The sequence below is a fragment of the Acinetobacter sp. TW_SC_4 genome, from assembly GCF_054861205.1.
Genome location: NZ_CM142174.1, coordinates 1526582 through 1544412, shown reverse-complemented (window position 1 = coordinate 1544412; position 17831 = coordinate 1526582). Strand labels below are relative to the sequence as shown.

At 42.0% G+C, this 17831-nt stretch carries 15 protein-coding genes; 5 read left to right on the top strand and 10 right to left on the bottom strand.

What is annotated here, in order from left to right; translation table 11 throughout:
• Positions 1-131: 131 nt before the first annotated feature.
• Entirely contained in the window at positions 132-1394 is a 1263-nt protein-coding gene (locus ACWM1W_RS07425) for a carbohydrate porin (protein ID WP_286964235.1), read from the bottom strand.
• Positions 1395-2297: 903 nt separating this feature from the next.
• Here ACWM1W_RS07425 and ACWM1W_RS07420 point away from each other — a divergent pair.
• Positions 2298-2801 carry a hypothetical protein gene (locus tag ACWM1W_RS07420; RefSeq protein ID WP_005235625.1) on the top strand — a complete coding sequence of 168 codons (504 nt, stop codon included), beginning with the start codon at positions 2298-2300 and terminating at the stop codon, positions 2799-2801.
• Positions 2802-2836: 35 nt separating this feature from the next.
• On the opposite strand, the gene ACWM1W_RS07415 is transcribed toward ACWM1W_RS07420, so the two are convergent.
• The 7 genes from ACWM1W_RS07415 to ACWM1W_RS07385 all read right to left on the bottom strand — a co-directional run bounded on the left by ACWM1W_RS07415 (position 2837) and on the right by ACWM1W_RS07385 (position 11385).
• The gene (locus tag ACWM1W_RS07415) at positions 2837-4204 is read right to left on the bottom strand and encodes an amidohydrolase family protein (RefSeq protein WP_005235624.1); all 1368 of its coding nucleotides are present in this window, start codon (positions 4202-4204) and stop codon (positions 2837-2839) included.
• 25 nt (positions 4205-4229) lie between these two features.
• The gene (locus tag ACWM1W_RS07410; RefSeq protein WP_286964232.1) at positions 4230-5150 is read right to left on the bottom strand and encodes an ABC transporter permease; all 921 of its coding nucleotides are present in this window, start codon (positions 5148-5150) and stop codon (positions 4230-4232) included.
• Between the two features lie 24 nt (positions 5151-5174).
• On the bottom strand, positions 5175-6269 hold the full coding sequence (locus tag ACWM1W_RS07405) for an ABC transporter permease (RefSeq protein ID WP_375725439.1): 1095 nt from the start codon (positions 6267-6269) through the stop codon (positions 5175-5177).
• Between the two features lie 15 nt (positions 6270-6284).
• The gene (locus ACWM1W_RS07400) at positions 6285-7886 is read right to left on the bottom strand and encodes an ABC transporter ATP-binding protein (RefSeq protein ID WP_004785825.1); all 1602 of its coding nucleotides are present in this window, start codon (positions 7884-7886) and stop codon (positions 6285-6287) included.
• Between the two features lie 111 nt (positions 7887-7997).
• On the bottom strand, positions 7998-9098 hold the full coding sequence (locus ACWM1W_RS07395) for a BMP family ABC transporter substrate-binding protein (RefSeq protein ID WP_375725438.1): 1101 nt from the start codon (positions 9096-9098) through the stop codon (positions 7998-8000).
• Between the two features lie 621 nt (positions 9099-9719).
• On the bottom strand, positions 9720-10205 hold the full coding sequence (locus ACWM1W_RS07390) for a nucleoside deaminase (RefSeq protein ID WP_286740903.1): 486 nt from the start codon (positions 10203-10205) through the stop codon (positions 9720-9722).
• Positions 10206-10329: 124 nt separating this feature from the next.
• Entirely contained in the window at positions 10330-11385 is a 1056-nt protein-coding gene (locus ACWM1W_RS07385) for a Rieske 2Fe-2S domain-containing protein (protein WP_375725437.1), read from the bottom strand.
• A gap of 280 nt (positions 11386-11665) precedes the next feature.
• Between ACWM1W_RS07385 and ACWM1W_RS07380 the strand changes: the two genes are divergently transcribed.
• A complete protein-coding gene (locus ACWM1W_RS07380; RefSeq protein WP_375725436.1) occupies positions 11666-12607 on the top strand; it encodes a LysR family transcriptional regulator in 942 nt (313 codons plus the stop codon).
• A gap of 39 nt (positions 12608-12646) precedes the next feature.
• Positions 12647-13999, top strand: a complete 1353-nt coding sequence (locus ACWM1W_RS07375; RefSeq protein WP_034170910.1) for an 8-oxoguanine deaminase — start codon at positions 12647-12649, stop codon at positions 13997-13999.
• Between the two features lie 85 nt (positions 14000-14084).
• Here the strand turns inward: ACWM1W_RS07375 and hpxO are convergent, their stop codons facing one another.
• Positions 14085-15242, bottom strand: coding sequence for an FAD-dependent urate hydroxylase HpxO (gene hpxO, locus ACWM1W_RS07370; protein WP_375725435.1), 1158 nt, complete (start codon positions 15240-15242; stop codon positions 14085-14087).
• A 213-nt stretch (positions 15243-15455) separates the two neighbouring features.
• Here hpxO and alc point away from each other — a divergent pair, with 213 nt between their 5' ends.
• Positions 15456-16460 (top strand): allantoicase, encoded by a 1005-nt coding sequence (gene alc, locus ACWM1W_RS07365; protein ID WP_034170911.1) that lies wholly within the window; start codon positions 15456-15458, stop codon positions 16458-16460.
• A gap of 12 nt (positions 16461-16472) precedes the next feature.
• Complete coding sequence (locus ACWM1W_RS07360) at positions 16473-16970, top strand: ureidoglycolate lyase (RefSeq protein ID WP_375725434.1); 498 nt, start codon at positions 16473-16475, stop codon at positions 16968-16970.
• 55 nt (positions 16971-17025) lie between these two features.
• On the opposite strand, the gene ACWM1W_RS07355 is transcribed toward ACWM1W_RS07360, so the two are convergent.
• The gene (locus tag ACWM1W_RS07355; protein ID WP_375725433.1) at positions 17026-17739 is read right to left on the bottom strand and encodes an outer membrane protein OmpK; all 714 of its coding nucleotides are present in this window, start codon (positions 17737-17739) and stop codon (positions 17026-17028) included.
• Between the last annotated feature and the right edge of the window lie 92 nt (positions 17740-17831).

The window sequence follows — 17831 nt, the reverse complement described above, 5'->3', positions numbered from 1 at the left end:
AGCACTTAAGCGGCATAGACACCATATTGTTAAGTTCTTAGTTATAAATACATGAATACTTGGAGTATCAGTTCATCAATGCCCCAAAGTAAAGGAAGAATCAATTGTGTATTTGCAACTAAAAACTCCGTTTAGAACGACGTATTAAACTTGATTCCGCCTACCCAGACATTTTCACCGTCTTTATATGCGCCGACATGATGGACATATTGCAGGTTTGGACGGATGGTTAGCCAGTTAGTTGCATGAATGCCGTAATAGATTTCTGCATCGACTTCTTCACTACGGTTACCCAATACATCATTGTTCATATTGATCCGGGCAACACCTAAAGCGATTTCATCCTGTGGACGGGCATCCATCGCACCTTTGTAGACAAGACCGATATTTTGCATATCACTAACTTGGTTGGTTTTAGAGTCATGAACAGTGACGTTCACGAAACCGCTTAAACCACGTGATGTATCCCCTTGATGTGAAGTCAGCTGTTGCTTAGCTACAATCCACCCCCCGTGATGATGACCATTTTGGGTTTGTTCATCTTGTGGAGTCACGCCATCAAATATTTTGGCATCAGCGGTGCTGTAGTAATAACCGGCACGATATTCACCTGGCAGTTTTTGCTCACCCAGTTTCGGTGTCCAGACCACTTCTGCAGGAATAATCGCGCCTTTAGATCCGTCTGTGCTCAGGCTAAAGCCTTTGCCACGATTGTCAGCATTTTCAGGGTTGTATTCATAAACCCCTACCTGAGTATAAACTTCCGGGGTAACGTTATATTTAACCCGCGCAGCCCATTGAGAAACTGGCCAGTTATACCATTGATCCCCTACCCAGTTACCCACTTGTGAACCGCACAATGCCAGATTCTGGAAGTCACAATCAAAACTGTTAAAGTCTTCACCTTCACCAAAACGCCCGACTTTTACATCCAGTTTTTGATCCAAGAATTGTTTCTTGATCCAGAAATCTGTTAGACGCCAAGTTTGACCGCGACCCCATACTTCCTGAACTGAACTTAAATGTCCTGTAAGCGCATCAGAAGTATTCGAAAGGTTGCGACCATCGCGATGAGTTACTGTAATTTGTGCTTCAGTGTCTTGCCAGCCAGCAATTTTTTCCAGATCCAGATGAATACCCAGGTTTAACTGACCTGTATATTCTGTGCCATGGCTATTTGAGCGTTTCGCGTCAAGCAAAGTTGCCATTTCACCTGTATATCCAAAGCTAAAATCATAGCCCTGCTCTTGAAGCTGGATACGTTGACCATTCCAGTCACCCAACATCCACGGACTTTCTGCACTAAATGCATCAGCGGCCTGAGTAGTTGTATTTGCCAATAGCAATCCAACTAAAGATGTATAGACAGCCTTAGATAAGGGAGAAATAAACATTAAATGCTTCACCTTAATCACGTTTTTACTAAATATAGTACACTCATTTAATTTTTTAGTTTCAAATAATGAAGGAAAAGTATTAATAATGTTATGAAGTTTAGCTAATCTAATCCTTTTGTTAATTTTAATTTAATAAAATTTTAAATTTTAAATTCAATAATTTAAGAGGAATTAAATATAATATTAATAAAAATAATGCTACCTATAAATATTTTTTCTACATTAGTTCTTTTGTACAAAAATTTACCAATTCAAATTGCGTAATAAAAAACATTTGGTCTTTTTGTGCGTTTTTTATACTGAAACTTGATGGTCATCGCCTTTCTATTCTTGAATTTGTTACCGAGGAAAATTGAAAAAATCTGGTTCTATAAAGGTATCTAAAACCATTAAATAAGATAAAAAGTGATATCTGTTAGATAAAGTTTAAATATATGTAAAAATTAAAATTATTGACTCTTTATAGTTGATTATAGATGTATATTTTCTTAATCCTTTCTATCAATATTCTCGTTAACCACTTTATATTGGCTTCATCTTTTGATCAGCTAATTGTAAGTAAAATGAGTCATTATAAATAACTCCATTGAATCGCTACAAAATATGTAATGATTCGAGCTTAAAACTAAATAAAACATGATTTAATATAGAATATAAAATTTAAAAACAATAATTTGCATCGATAAAAGTATATATTTTATTTTTCAAATCTTACCAATTCTCCCTCCTCTTTTCCTACTTGCAATTAAAGCTATTCAGTCACATGATTAAGTGATCAAGGCTGCATATCAAGTGAGTAAAATCATGACGCCTGAACAATGCTTCCAAGCCATTTTGGTCCAATCCAAGCAGCATAATGAAGAAAAATCCTAGCGCTCAAAGCTGGAAAATAACCTGATCGTGCTCAGTCATGAACTGAAGGAAATCGCAGAACGCATTGAGGAACAATTCACTGATCTCATCTTCGCTGAAATGGATCATTTTCTAGAATCTCAAGGCTGGAATTCAAAATTTATTAATACCAGAAATAAAAGATATACCCTGAATAAAAAAAATATTTATCTCAGTGCGCTTAAACCAGCGATTGGAAAATTTTTATTTGTGATTAAGCATGACCTGTTTGAAAGTACTGAACATCAGGTGGAAGCCTGCTTTAAAGATAGTACGACCTTGAGTCATTTTAAAACTGCCATGCAAGGTGGAAATCTTAAAAATGATATTCCGATCAAGGCGCTTGAAGAATGGTTAAAAGGCTTACAGTTAACATTGCAGAAATTAAAAGCTGAAAGTAACAACCTTCTGGCTGATGGTCTGACCTATGAAGTGATCAAGGTCGGCCAGATTCATCATAAAAGACTGCCTAACTTTATCGAAGCCTTTTTATCCATTCTGGAGCATAGATAAGCCTGTTTAAAGTTAGGGGCAATTTTGAGTTCTATTTATAGGCGCTGTAACTCATTGACCGTACTTCCCTGTTCTGCGAGCCATTTCGCGCGGCGCTGGAACAAGGCTGGAGCAGCCTGATTGACCTGATCAATTAAGATTTGTAGATCAGCACGCACCAGTTTTCGGTTTTCTACTACTACCTGACCGTTCACCATGGTCATGTGCACATCCTGTCCTTGTACTGCATGTACCAGATTGGTATGTAAATTAAATAACGGGCCTTGATCAATCAAGGGTGTCATTCTTGGGGTCGCAATATCTACTGCAATCATATCGGCAAGTTTTCCAGCTTCTAGCGAACCAATCTGATCCTGCATACCTAAGGCTTTGGCACCTGTCCGAGTTGCCATCTGACAGACTGACCATGAGTCGAGTGCTGCGGCATCTAAACCAGAAAACTTCGCCAATAATGAAGCAGTTTTCATTTCTTCAAACATATCCAGATTATTATTTTCTTTCTCGCCGTCTGTACCCAGTCCTACTGCTATGCCGTGTTTAAGCATTTCCGTAATGGGTGCAGCCCCCGAGGCGAGTTTCATATTCGAGATCGGATTATGTGCGACACCAATATTATAGTGTTTTAAGATTTCGATCTCTGTTGAATCAGCCCAGACACAATGCGCTAACAGACATTGAGGCACATCCAGCATACCCATTTGCTCCAGCGTCTGGATCGGGCGCACGCCATAACGTCGAAGGTTTTCTTCGACATCAAACTTGCTTTCATTGCTATGCGTGTGAAAACCAGTCTGATATTCATGACATATTTTCTGGATACGTGCCAATGCATTTTCTTCAGCATAAAACAGATGTTCCAAGCCAACCCAGACCTGAATTCGCCCATTTTCGGCTTGATGCCATTTTTGAATTAAAGCTTCATTGCTATTGAGGGTTTCAAAATAGTTGTGATCTAGATGTTCAGCCACATATGGCACCAGCACTGCACGTATACCGAGTTGCTGTGCAGCCTCGGCACTACCTTCCATATAACGCCACATATCCACAATGGTAGTTGTGCCGGATAGCAGCGCTTCTGCATAACAGAGATAAGAGGCGATTTTGGCATCTTCCGGAGTCACTACCCGATGCATCGGGTCAATAAACTGCTGCAGCCAGTCCCAGACTGGTAAACCTTCGGCAGTACCGCGGAGCAGGCCTGAGTGGCAGTGGGTATTAATCAAACCCGGCATCAATAAACTTTTGGGATACTGGATAACTGCAGCTTCAGGATATTGCTGAGTTACTTCCTGTAATGTTCCTACCTGTTTAATGAGAACACCATCAATCAGGATGGCACCACCTTTAATACAGTCCAGGTTTGAGTTCATGGTCAGGACATAATCTGCGCTTATAATTTTCATAAAGTAATTCCTGAAATTCGTCCGATTAAGGGCTAAAGGTTTTGCCAAGTGACGCTGGCAAATTGAGTTTCAATAACTTCTTGTCATGTGAAATGAGGACTAAGACAATAATGGTTGCGATGTATGGCAATGCCGATAACAGTTCATTCGGTACTTCTAGACCCAGCGCTTGAGCATGAAACTGCAAAATCGTTACACCACCAAATAGATATGCACCCAACATCAAACGTGTTGGTTTCCATGCAGCAAAAACGACTAAAGCAATTGCAATCCAGCCGCGCCCTGCAACCATATTTTCAACCCACATGGGCGTATAAACCGTAGATAAAAATGCACCGCCAATACCTGCCATTGCACCGCCAAACATGACTGCACCATAGCGAATCGCCAGCACGTTATAGCCCATGGCATGTGCGCTTTCTGGAGATTCCCCTACTGCTTTCAGTAACAGGCCTAAACGAGTTTTACTCAGTACCCACCACACCAACACAAAAGCAAGAATGGACAGATACACTACATAGTTTTGCTGGAACAGGACTGGTCCTATGAATGGAATATCTACGAGTCCCGGAATTTTTAGATTTTCCAGACCCGGTAAGGCGGTACTGACATAATTCTGTCCAAGAAAGGCTGAAATCCCGATCCCAAAAATAGTGAGTGCCAGACCACAGGCGGATTGGTTAGTACTTAAGGACAAAGTAAAAAATGCAAAAATTAGTGCCATCAATGTGCCTGCCAATCCGCCCATAAATAAGGCACTGGCGACACTGGCTTCATACTGGCTAGCGAAAGCAAATCCAGCAATGGCACCGACCAGCATCATGCCTTCTACCCCAAGATTGATGACACCGGTACGCTCTGCTACCAGCTCACCCAGCCCGGCAAAGATCAATGGCGTTGCCGCAGCGACAGTTCCGGCAACAATTGCGGTTAATTCAATACTCATGTTGTTATCCTTCTTCTGTCTGGATCAGGCTACTTGCGCAGTGGTCATGGTTTTTTTGATTTTCTTTTTGGCAAAACGGTAGCGGTTTTCAATCAGGGCATCTGAAGCCAGCAGGAAAAATAAAAGCAGGCCCTGGAAAATTCCGGTAATCGCGACTGGGAGTTGCAACTGCATTTGTGCCAGTTCGCCACCTAAATAGATCAGCGCCATCAGGAAACCTGAAAGTACGATTCCAATTGGATTTAGTCGGCCGAGATAAGCCACAATAATGGCCGCATAACCGTATCCTGGCGAAATGTTCGGATTGAGCTGGCCGATTGGCCCTGCTACTTCACAGATTCCGGCGATCCCCGCCATCAGACCTGAAATTCCTAAACTTAACCAGATGGCTTTTTTAGCTGAAAATCCTGCATATTGGGCTGCTAAAGGCGCCTGACCACTGACTTCCAGTTTATAGGCCATCAAGCTCTTACGGATAAAAATCCAGAACAGCACCACTGCGATGATTGTGATAAAAATTGAGGCGTTAATCCGTGTGCCTTCCATAATCAGCGGCAAGGTCGCGCTTTCCGAGAACATTACGGATTGTGGAAAATTCATACCATCCGGATCACGCCATGGGCCATTGACCAGATACATGAGCAGGAAAAACGCGACATAGTTCATCATCAAGGTCGTCAAAGTTTCCTGTGCATTAAAATAGGTTTTTAGCAGTGCTGGAATCAGACCCCAAATTGCACCGCCAATCGCGCCCATAATCACCATCAACGGTAAAATCCACCAGCCGATCTGCTCATGAAACAGGATGGCGATACCACCGCCAAAGATGGCCCCCATAGCCAACTGCCCCTCGGCACCAATATTAAACAGACGGGCACGAAACCCAACAGCTAGACCTAAGGCAATTAAAATCAGCGGACTGGCTTTAATTATCAGCTCACTCAGGTTATAGATTGAGCTTAGCGGCTCGATAAAAAAGATATATAAAGCCTGAGCAGGGTTCACTCCAAGCATTAAAAACAATAGGCTACCCACCACTAGCATGGCGAGTAATGCAAGCACGGGGGAAAGCCATTTCATTAATTGAGAAGGATGTTCTCTAGGTTCTAATAAATGCATATTTACACCTCTTCTCTACGCGTGTGCTTCATGGACAGGCTCGGACTCAGCTAATATTGCTGGATCTGCCTGAATACCTGACATGAGCAGGCCAATCTGTTCTGCATTGGTATTTTTAGCTGGAACGGGTGCAGACAGCTTTCCACCAGCCAGAACACAAATCTGGTCGCTAATTTCAAACAGTTCTTCCAGCTCTTCCGAAATTACTAAAATCGCAACGCCTTGGCGGGAAAGATCAATCAGGGTTTGACGGATAAACATCGATGCGCCGACATCAACGCCCCAGGTTGGCTGGGAAATAATCAGCACTTTAGGCTGTTGCAGGATTTCACGTCCTACAATAAATTTCTGCAAATTCCCGCCCGAAAGGCTGCGCGCTTCAGCTTGTGGTCCTGCTGCTTTTACCCCGAATTTTTCGATACATTGCTGGGCAAAAGCGACAGTTTTATCAAACTGGATAAAGCCCCATTTGTTTAAACCCTGACGGAAAGCAGTCAGTAAGGTGTTTTGTGCCAATGTCATATTCGGCACAGCACCCCGACCTAAACGCTCTTCCGGAACAAAGCCCAAGCCTAGATCACGTCGCTGGCCTGCACTGAGTTCAGAAATGTCATGATCTAATAGAAAGACTTGGCCTTTTTTCGCCGTTTGCTCACCGGAAAGCAGAGCTAGTAATTCAGATTGACCATTACCCGAAATACCGGCAATGCCCAGAATTTCACCCGAATTCAGGTTGAGTTGAATATTGGATAAGGACACGCCAAAAGGATCATCAGTTTCATAATTCAGATTTTTTACCTGGAACAGCGTGCGATGTTCGCCTGTATATTTAGCATGCGCATAAGTCGGCAATTCCCGGCCAATCATTAATTTGGCCAGTTCACTGGTACTATTTTCAGAAGGCAGTACATAGCCGGTGACTTTGCCATTACGCAGAATTGTAGCTTCATCACAGAGTTCTTTGATTTCATGCAATTTATGGCTGATATAAAGAATTGAAACACCTTGTGAAGCCACCAGTCGCAAAGTTTTAAATAACTGACGTACCGCTTGTGGGGTTAAGACTGAAGTCGGTTCATCTAAAATGAGTAGGGACGGATTTTGGAGTAGACAGCGGATAATTTCGACCCGTTGTCGTTCACCAACCGATAAAGAAAAAACTTCACGCCGTGGATCTACCGGCAAGCCATATTGTTCTGATACTTCGGTAATTTTAGCCGATAAGCTTTTTAGATCTATTTTTTCATCCAGACCTAATAAAATATTTTCAGCCACGGTCATGGTTTCAAATAGGGAGAAATGCTGGTACACCATGCCGATGCCCAGTTTTCTGGCCATCGACGGACTTTCAATCTGTACCTCTTTACCATTCCAGACGATATGACCGCTATCTGCTTTGGTGGCGCCGTAGATGATTTTCATCAAGGTGCTTTTACCAGCACCGTTTTCACCCAGGATGGCATGAATTTGCCCAGGTTGGACTTTTAAATGAATACTGTCATTTGCTTTCAATGAGTTATAGCTTTTGCTGATATTAATCAGCTCCAGTCGTGGAATTTGCTGCTCATTGAGCGATGACGTTTCGATGTCATTTGACATGTGAGGCAGATCGCTCATAACTCAGTCTCCACTCATTTTGGCCCAGTCCATAAAGTGATTCATGGACTGGGGGATGATTTTTCAGGATTTACTTTCTTTTATTTTTAAGTCATACACATAGTGAAAGAATTATTTAGGTAATGAACCTTCAACCCCTTTTACATAGAAGTTCATTTTTCCAAGCGCTTCATCTGTCATTTTGCTGCCTTTGGTAATCACCAAAGTTCCATCCTGTTTATAGATTGGCCCCTGGAATGGATGTAATGTGCCTTTATGAATCGCACTTTGTGCATTTAAAGCGGACTGTTTCACCTTGGCAGGAACAGCAGGCCCGAAGTTTTCAATTTTCACTGCATCCTGTTTTACGCCATACCAGAGAGCGGCAGGTTTCCAGGTTTTATTAGCCACTTGCTGCATGGCTGGGCTATAAATTTTTTCCCAGTGCAATACTGAAGCAGCCAGATGTGCTTTAGGACCAAATTTGCTCATGTCTGAATCCCAACCAAAGGCATAAACGCCTTTTTGTTGAGCCGCTTGCACCACTGCTGGCGAATCCGTGTTTTGCATCAGCACATCAGCTTTTTGAGAAATCAGTGCCAAAGCCGCATCACGTTCTTTACCCGGGTTAAACCATGAGTTCACCCAGATGACTTTGGTTTTGACTTTAGGATTGACGCTTTGTGCACCCAAGGTATAGGCATTAATATTACGAACCACTTCCGGGATCGGGAATGAGGCTACGACACCCAAGGTATTGGTTTTGGTGGTTTGCCCTGCCACTACACCCAGCATGTAAGCACCTTCATAGGTACGCACATCATAGATGCCGAGGTTTTTCCCTTGCTTATAACCAGTCGCGTGCATGAATACAGTATTGGGGAACTGCTTCGCGACTTTTTCCATCTGGTTCATATAACCAAAAGAGGTCGCAAAAATGACTTTATTGCCCTGCTGTGCCAGATTACGAATCACACGTTCAGCATCGGCCGTTTCAGGCACATTTTCGATATAAGTCGTTTTAAATTTTCCGCCCAAAGCTTTTTCAGCTTTAATACGCCCCTGATCATGAGAATATGTCCAGCCATGGTCACTGGTTGGTCCAATATAGACAAATGCAGCTTTATCGACTGCGAAGCTCTGGCTACTGATCCCCAAACCAATAATTGCAGCCGCAATTACAGGCAGTGAAAATTTTTTCATTATCTTTTTATGTTTGGACATATTCAGCATAAATTGCCTCCGTGAATGCCATTTGAGTTTTATAAATAGCGGCTTTAAAAGATCTGAATCGACATCAAAAATTTTACTGATTGCTATATTTCTATTAATTAGCAACTTCTATTCCAATTCAGTTCAAAAAATAGAACAGCTGGATTGAAAAGCACTTATAATTTTTAGAATGATCTGTTCTTTTATTTATTTTTACAAATTACAATTATTTACTACCAAATATTTGATATAAAAAAGTTTAACAGTTAAGAAAATAAGTCGAGAAATATAAACTCCAATCTAAGTCAATAAACAAAGCTGCTAGAAAACCAGGCTCAGCTCAAGATTGAGAAGTTAATAAGATTGAATATTTAAAATTTCTTGTGATTTTCTTCTGATCTGCGCTAGATAAGTGCGTCAGATCTAAATCGTGTGCGCCAATAAATGGCTTATAGTTGGCAATGTACTGAATGGATAGAAATAGATTTTTAAAAATAGAAAAACAAATTTAGCAAAGTAATTTGAAAAAAATACAGAAACTGGATTGCAGCGTTTTAAATTGAGCTTACAATCCAAAAAATCTATATTTATGGTCTTATAAATAAAATGAAGCAGGATTATAAAAAGAATAATTTCAAATCTTCACCGAGATGACCAGAAGTCTTTTTGTAATTGAACCGTTTCCTGTTCAAGTTCCGTGATTGGTCCAATCAGCTCAATATTCTTCTGACCATGTGTAAAGACATAAGCAGCAGAAACACTCATGGTCAGATTCTCATTGTAGTTTCCAGTACATTGCAATAATTTTTCTTCGGTCATGGCATAGACCACCCGTCCGATATTGGCCCAGTAAATGGTTCCAGAACACATGCAGCAAGGTTCAACTGCTGTATATAAGGTGCATTCAGCTAAATAGTCTGGTGTAAAATTGCTGGCTGCGATCCGGGCTAAGGTACTTTCTGCATGGTTGACCGTGTCGATATTACATCGGGTCAATAAAACCGTTTCATGATCAGGTGCAACTAGGACTGCACCAAAAGGATGATGGCCTAAAGACATTGCTCGTTTGGCAACTTCATTGGATAATTTTAAAAAAGATAGCATTTGCTCATGACTAGGCTGTGGCATAAATCACTCTAACAATTGAGAGTTCAAAGGTCATATATGCTTTATAAAATAGGACTTTGAACAGATGACATGGAATAAAAAAAGCACCCCAACAGACCAGAGTGCATAAAGGAGGAAATTTAATTTAAACAATATAACGTTTGCTTAGCCCCCATTCCGCCAAAATGCGGCGATAGGTCGTTGAAGAACGGTCAGCTTCAAAATGCGCTTCCATCGTAATATCCAAAGGTAACTCCTCCGGCTTTTGGCTTTCGACCATGTCCTGATCTTCAGAAAAAATCTGTGCGTTAAAATCGTAAACTGCTTGCAGATCACCAGTCGTATCAAAATTACGGGTCAACGGCACAAATAAGCGGGTTTTATTGTGAGATACCGGACAGCAGGCATTCAGAATTTTCAGAATGCCATTTTCTGGAAAATGCACCGTTAAAATCGCTGAAAATGGTGGATAAACATCAAACACACGTTTCCACAGGAATCCTTCTGGTGCCAGATGCTGCAGGCCATGCGGATAATTGCTGACATCACTGACATATTCCGTATGCAAGCCATAAGGGGTGCGCACAGTGGAATACTTTTGCACGATCGGGTTATCACGTGAAGCAAAAGATTCATGATGCACCCAGGCAAAATGCGCTACATCGATAAAGCCCTCCAACTGCCGGCCACTTGAACCGCTGATATCAACAAATGGAGGCAGGATGGATTGATGCTCTGCGCTGTCCCAGGTATCCAGATCAGGGAAATTAGCTTCGGATTCATTCCGGCTAAATAAGCTGGTCCAGAGCAGACCATATTTCAAGACCACTGGAAACTTGGTTAAAGTAAAACGATCCGAAATGTTAGTCAGTTCTGGTTGAGCCGGTATTTTGGTGCATTTTCCTTGTGTGTTGTAATGCAAGCCGTGATAAGGACAAATGATTTCTTCACCCTTTACCCAGCCTTTGGTTAATGGCACACCACGATGCGGACAAATATCACGAACCAGATGAATGCTGCCACTCTCAGTTTGATATAGGGCCATCTTTACATCCAGTAGTTGTACCTGTTGTGGCGTAGTACTCACATCCTGAATACGGGCAACTGGATACCAATGCTGAGCCAGGATATTCCAGTCTGATGGGTCAAAGCCGCTACAGTGCGGTTGACTGAATAAATTAAGCACCGGGATCGCATTCATAGTTCACTCACAAATATTTATCGCATTACAACGGCTTAAATTTTTCTCTCATTAAGCTGCCTTGTTGTTCTTTAATAAAATTAGCCAAATGCCTGTTCTGCTGTCTATTAGAATGTTTCGTAGCCTATGTTCCAAAAAATAGAACACAAAACTTCTACCGTTCCATTTCTTTGAAAATTGGCACAGAAATCGCTTATCCACTTGATAGAACCAGAATCACTTAATTTCTAGCTGAAAATTATGTGATTAAAACGATGTGCAGGTGGATTGACGTGATTTTATGAATATTACTTTTTCAAGATTTTCAGAATATTTTATTGCCGTAGCCAAAACAGGCAGCCTCAGAAAAGCAGCTGATCAGCTTTATATTTCCGTCTCCGCGATTCATCGTCAGATCACTCTGGCAGAAGAAGAATTTGGTATCGTGCTTTTTGAACGGTTACCGAGTGGCCTGAAGCTAACTTTAGCGGGTGAATTACTGTATGCGGATCTACTCAAATGGCAAAAAGAATTCCAGCAGACCTGTGTACGTTTTGATGAAATTCAGGGTTTATCACGCGGCAGCATTGAACTAGGGCTCATTGTGGCACTCAGTGACGGTTTCGTTTTAGATTCCCTGCAATATATGTATGAAAACTATCCCTGGATCAATTTCAATATCCAGATTCAGGAAAGTGATACCGTCTCTAAAATGATTATGGATGCTGAAGTTGATTTTGGCATTCTGCTCAATCCTAAAAGTCATAATCAGCTCGAAGTCATGTCTTTTGTGGAAATCCCGGTTGGATTTGTGATGGCCAAATCTCATCCTTTAGCTCAGGCAGAAAAAATCTATTTTTCCGACACTTTATACTTTAAGCATCTCATTCCCTGTGCCCCTTTAATCATTCATGACTATGTCTATAGCCTGTATAAACATCACCAATTTATGCCACAGCAAAAGCTGGAGTGTAATGACATTCGCATGATTACCTCTCTGGCAGAGCGCAACTTAGGGATTGGGGTACTGTCCTACATCGATGCCTTGCCTTATTTAGAGCGTGATGAACTGGTGTTTAAACCGATCATTGAAAAAGGGATGCATCCGTTGACCCTTGCCCTTTGTGTGGCACCGAAACGGCAAATTTCCCGTATCTCACAAATCATGATGAACCATCTGATCGACCAGATGGAAGATTTGAAAATCAAATTACAACAGCTTAATGCCTCATGTGCTGCCTGATTCATATGCAGGACAAATAAAACTTATTGGAAAAAAGATATGACAACCTTATGGATTAAAAATCCTCTCGCTGTATTTACCGAGAATGATCTGGATACCCGTGGTGGCTTGGTCATTTGTGATGGCAAAATTATTGAACTGGTGGCTCTAGGACGAACCCCAGCATCGCCTTATGACCAATTCTTTGATGCCCAGAATTTAGTGATTACACCGGGACTGATTAATAGCCATCATCATTTTTATCAGACCTTAACCCGTGCCTGGGCTCCTGTGGTAAATGCTCCGCTATTTCCGTGGCTAAAAACCTTATATCCAGTCTGGGCCAAATTGAATACTGAACAGCATTATCTAGCCACACAAATTGCATTGTCTGAATTACTGCTTTCCGGTTGTACCTTTGCTGCGGATCACCATTATCTATTTCCACAGCAGCTGTCCGATGCCATTGATGTTCAGGTTGAAGCATCAAAACAATTAGGGATTCGTGTGATGCTGACCCGTGGTTCCATGAGTCTGGGTGAAGATTCTGGTGGCCTGCCACCACAACATACCGTACAGGATATGGATACGATCCTTTTGGATTCAGAACGACTGGTGCAGAAATACCATCAGCGTAGTGCTGATGCCATGGTCAATATTGCGCTTGCACCATGTTCACCATTTTCAGTCACACAAGAAATTATGCAAGAAAGTGCTGCACTGGCAGAAAAACTGGATGTACGTCTGCATACCCATCTGGCTGAAACACTGGATGAAGAACAATTTTGCCTGTCCAAATTTGGCATGCGTACCGTCGATTATCTGGAAAGTGTAGGCTGGCTTAATTCCAGAACCTGGCTGGCGCATGGCATTCATTTTAATGCTGATGAGATCCAACGCTTAGGACAGGCTCAGGTCGGTATCTGTCATTGTCCACATTCCAATATGCGTCTGGCTTCAGGGATTTGCCCAACCATAGATTTACTGGAAGCAGGTGCAGTCATTGGTCTGGGTGTGGATGGCTCTGCTTCAGGTGATGCATCTAACCTGATTCTGGAAGCCCGCCAAGCGATGTATTTACAGCGCTTAAAATATGGTGCAGAAGTGATTACACCTGAACGTGCTTTAACCTGGGCTACACAAGGCTCGGCACAGTTATTGGGACGTGAAAAGCACCTAGGACAAATCGCACCAGATTTTCAGGCAGATTTAGCGTTTTATAACCTAGATGATGTCCGTTTTTCAGGGATTCATGACCCGATTGCCGGCCTATTAATGTGCGGTGCAGACCGTGCTGAACATGTCATGGTCAATGGACAATGGGTCGTAAAAGACCGGGAAATTCTAAATCTGGATCTTGAAGCGGTTCAGGCTGCACATCGTCAGGCAGCGAAAGCTTTACTTGCTGCCTAAAAAATCTATTAGCGAATCCCTAATATTTAAATATAAAAAAGCCCTTCAATATGAAGGGCTTTTTGCCAAGAGGTTAAACGTAGAATTAATCTAAAGGATTGCCAATAATATTGCTGATAATCCCTTTCATGATATGCGGTCCCTGCTCTTTACGCAGTTCTTCATACCATTCTTTGGTCACGGCTTCATCTTTCATATGTGTGACATCACAACGTTTACGTGCACGCAAGACCAGCTCATTGGCACGTTCATTACGTTTGTTCTGATAGCGTTTCAAGGCATCTTCCAGACCCAGCGTATTAATCTGTAAAGACCGAGCCAGATAGATCGCATCCTCCATGGCCTGACAACCACCCTGACCAATATCCGGTGTGGTGCTATGTGCGGCATCACCAACAATTACGACACGACCTTTATAGAACTGGGCAAACGGTTCAATATCATGAATTTCAACCCGATTGGTTTTCTGTTCATCCAGCGCATCAATCAGATGCCGAACCGGCGCACACCAACCTTCAAAATACTGTTTCAACAAGGTTTTATATTCCGCCCGATTATTCTCTAAACCAACTTGCAACGGCACATCAAAGAAGAAATAGAATTTTCCATCTGCCACAGGCATCAGCGAAACACGCTTACCTTGTCCGACAAATGTGGTCCATTGATCTGCCGGAGTAAGCTTTTCTGAAATTTCTACCAGACCATTCCAGTTAACATAACCGGCATAGCGACGAGCAACCTGTTCACCCAGTACATAGGTACGGGTAATGGAATGGGTTCCATCTGCACCAATCAGTAGGTCTGTTTTGATTTCTGTACCATCAGCAAATTTAACCAGAACACCATCTTCCTGTTCTTGCAGCTCAACCATCTTCTTGCCAAGCTGAATATCTTCACGACCAAACTCGTCCATCAACATGTTTTGTAAATCTGCACGTGCCACCGGATATGGACGTTGTCCCACTTCTTCAATTAACGGCAATAAACTAAACTGGGTCATGGTGTCGCCCGTCAAGCCATCAATATAGGCCAGCTGATCCATTTGGCCACCAAGCTTGGCGACCTGTTCAGTTAAGCCCAGATAATTCAAACATTTTACCCCATTTGACCAAAGTGAGATTGCCGCGCCCACCGGTAAAATTTTTTCTGCCTGTTCATAGATGGTGACTTTATGCCCAAACTTTTTTAGTGCAATTCCTGTGGTCAATCCCCCCATCCCTGCACCAATAATTGTAATCTCCATCTATTTACTCCTCTCAAAATTGTATTTCTTCCTCCTTGTGTAGCTAAAAGCGTGCCATTTCGAAAATAATGCACTGATTTTTCTCAAAAGTTGGCACAGGCCGTGCATTCATCTATTCATTAAAAACCTGTTTTTATAAGGTCTTTCAGCAGAATTACAGACTTTTATAAAAAATTAGATTCACGTTAAACATAATTTGAATGGAACATAGTTATGGCAACATTATTTGCACCCATTTTCGAGATCCCTGCGCATATCCAGCAGCTTACCAACCTGGCTGATAGCCGGATTGGTGCAGAAATTCTTGAATGTTCAGATGATTTTTTTGCTGAAGCAAAACGAATGTTGCAATTTGATGCACCAATTTTTGTTGAAGATAAATTTGATGATCATGGCAAATGGATGGATGGCTGGGAAACTCGCCGCAAGCGCCATGCCGGCTATGACTGGGCCATTGTCAAACTAGGTGTGACTGGAACCATTAAAGCTTTGGATATCGACACCACGTTCTTTACCGGTAACTACCCGGCTTCTGCTGCAGTTGAAGCCTGCTATGCACCAAATGGTGACTTAAGCACTGCAACCTGGCACTCAATTTTACCAAACAGTATATTAGGTCCGAGTCAGCATCATATTTTTAATATTACTTCAGACGAAGTCTTTACGCATGTGCGTCTAAATATTTTCCCTGACGGTGGTGTAGCGCGCTTTAAAGTCTATGGTGAAGTAAAAATTCAGGTTCAGGACAGCAATCAGGTGGTTGATCTGGTCGCTCTGGAAAATGGCGGCCGTGTCATTGCCTATAGTGATGCGCACTTTGGCCATCCACGTAATCTGATTAATCCGGGGCGTGGCATCAATATGGGTGATGGCTGGGAAACCAAGCGCCGTCGTACACCCGGCTTTGACTGGTGTATCTTGGCTCTGGGTCAACGTGGTCAGATTGAAAAAATTGAGATTGATACTGCGCATTTTAAAGGCAACTTCCCTGCACAAGTTTCTATTCAAGCGATTTATATTGAAGATGCGACTGATCAGCAGTTAATTCCGCAAAGTATGTTCTGGCCATTCCTGCTTGAAGCACAAGATATGCAGATGGATCATATTCATAGCTTTGTTGAAGAAATCTTAAAACAGGAAAAGATTTCCCATATTCGAGTGAACATGATTCCGGATGGTGGCATTAGCCGGATTCGACTGTGGGGAAAAGTTGCCTGAGTAATTATATCTATGAGCATACAAAGCATAAAAATACAGCCCTTAACTGCTGAAAGTTTCTTGCCTTATGGCGAGGTCATTGCCTGTGAAGGCAATGATTTCTTCCATATTAATGATCAGCAGACTGAGCGTTATCATGCTCTGGCGGTTGCTGAAACAGATGCTAAAGTTGGTCTAAGTATTTTTAGAAATATTCAGACTACAGCAATTCCCTTTGCAATCGAAATGCTGGAGCGTCATCCTGCCGGTTCACAAGCGTTCATCCCAATGCATGGCCAGAAATTTTTAATTGTGGTTGCGCCTAATCTGGATCATGAAAAACCTGATCTCAGTCAAATTCAGGCTTTTATCAGTAATGGCACACAAGGTGTAAATTACCGTGCCGGAACCTGGCATCATCCTTTGCTGACCTTTGAAGATCCGAGTGATTTTGTGGTGATCGATCGCATCGGTACTGGTCCAAATTGTGACGTTTATACTTTTCCTGAAAAGATTTTTATTGAAAATTAAGCCCATTAAAAAAGCCCTTATCAATAAGGGCTTTTAAATTTCTTATTTGTTGTATTTAGAAATGATATTTCACTAAAGCACTCACGTTATTTTCATCTGCATCCGGAATACCGTATTTGTTATTCCAGACCGAATGCTCAATACCGAGATATAAATTGGTATCTGGAGAAATGTGCTTGCCGACATTCCATTTCCACTGGGTCGTCCAGTTCATCTCGCTCGCATGATCATCCTCAGCAGTTGACCAGTCCAGGAAGCCATCTACCAGGAATTCTTCAGTACCCAATTTAAATGGTACACCATAGGTCAAGGTGAGCTGATAGTCGTCTTCCATATTTTCGTTATTTACACGATAAAGATTTACGCTGGCATAATTGAATTTTGGAATAGCCAGGTCGAAACCTACACCGTACAGGAAGTTATCAAAACCTTCACCACCTTCCCAAGTCGTTGCCACCAGCACATCTTTCACTGGACCAAATGCCAGCTTTTGGCCTGAAACTTCACCCAGACTTAAACGTGGTGAAAATTCAAAATAACTTGATTTAATATCATCGGAACCACGCATACGGTCAATGAAAAAGAAGACATCTACATATTTAACTTTTGCAGCGTATTCAACAGTTAGGGTTGCCTGTTTTTCATCTACAACTTCATAGTTTTCCCCATAAAGCCCAGTAACGCTAAAATCCTGCCAGACTGGTTTTGCCTGTGCAGATGCTGCACCTAATGCAAGTAATGTTACAGCAGCAACTTGAGTAAATTTCATAAATAAGGTTCCCCAATGGAATTAAAAATCTCATTCTGGATTAAGCAAGAACAAAGCCAACTTTTTTAATTTTTGATAAAAAAAGCCCATGA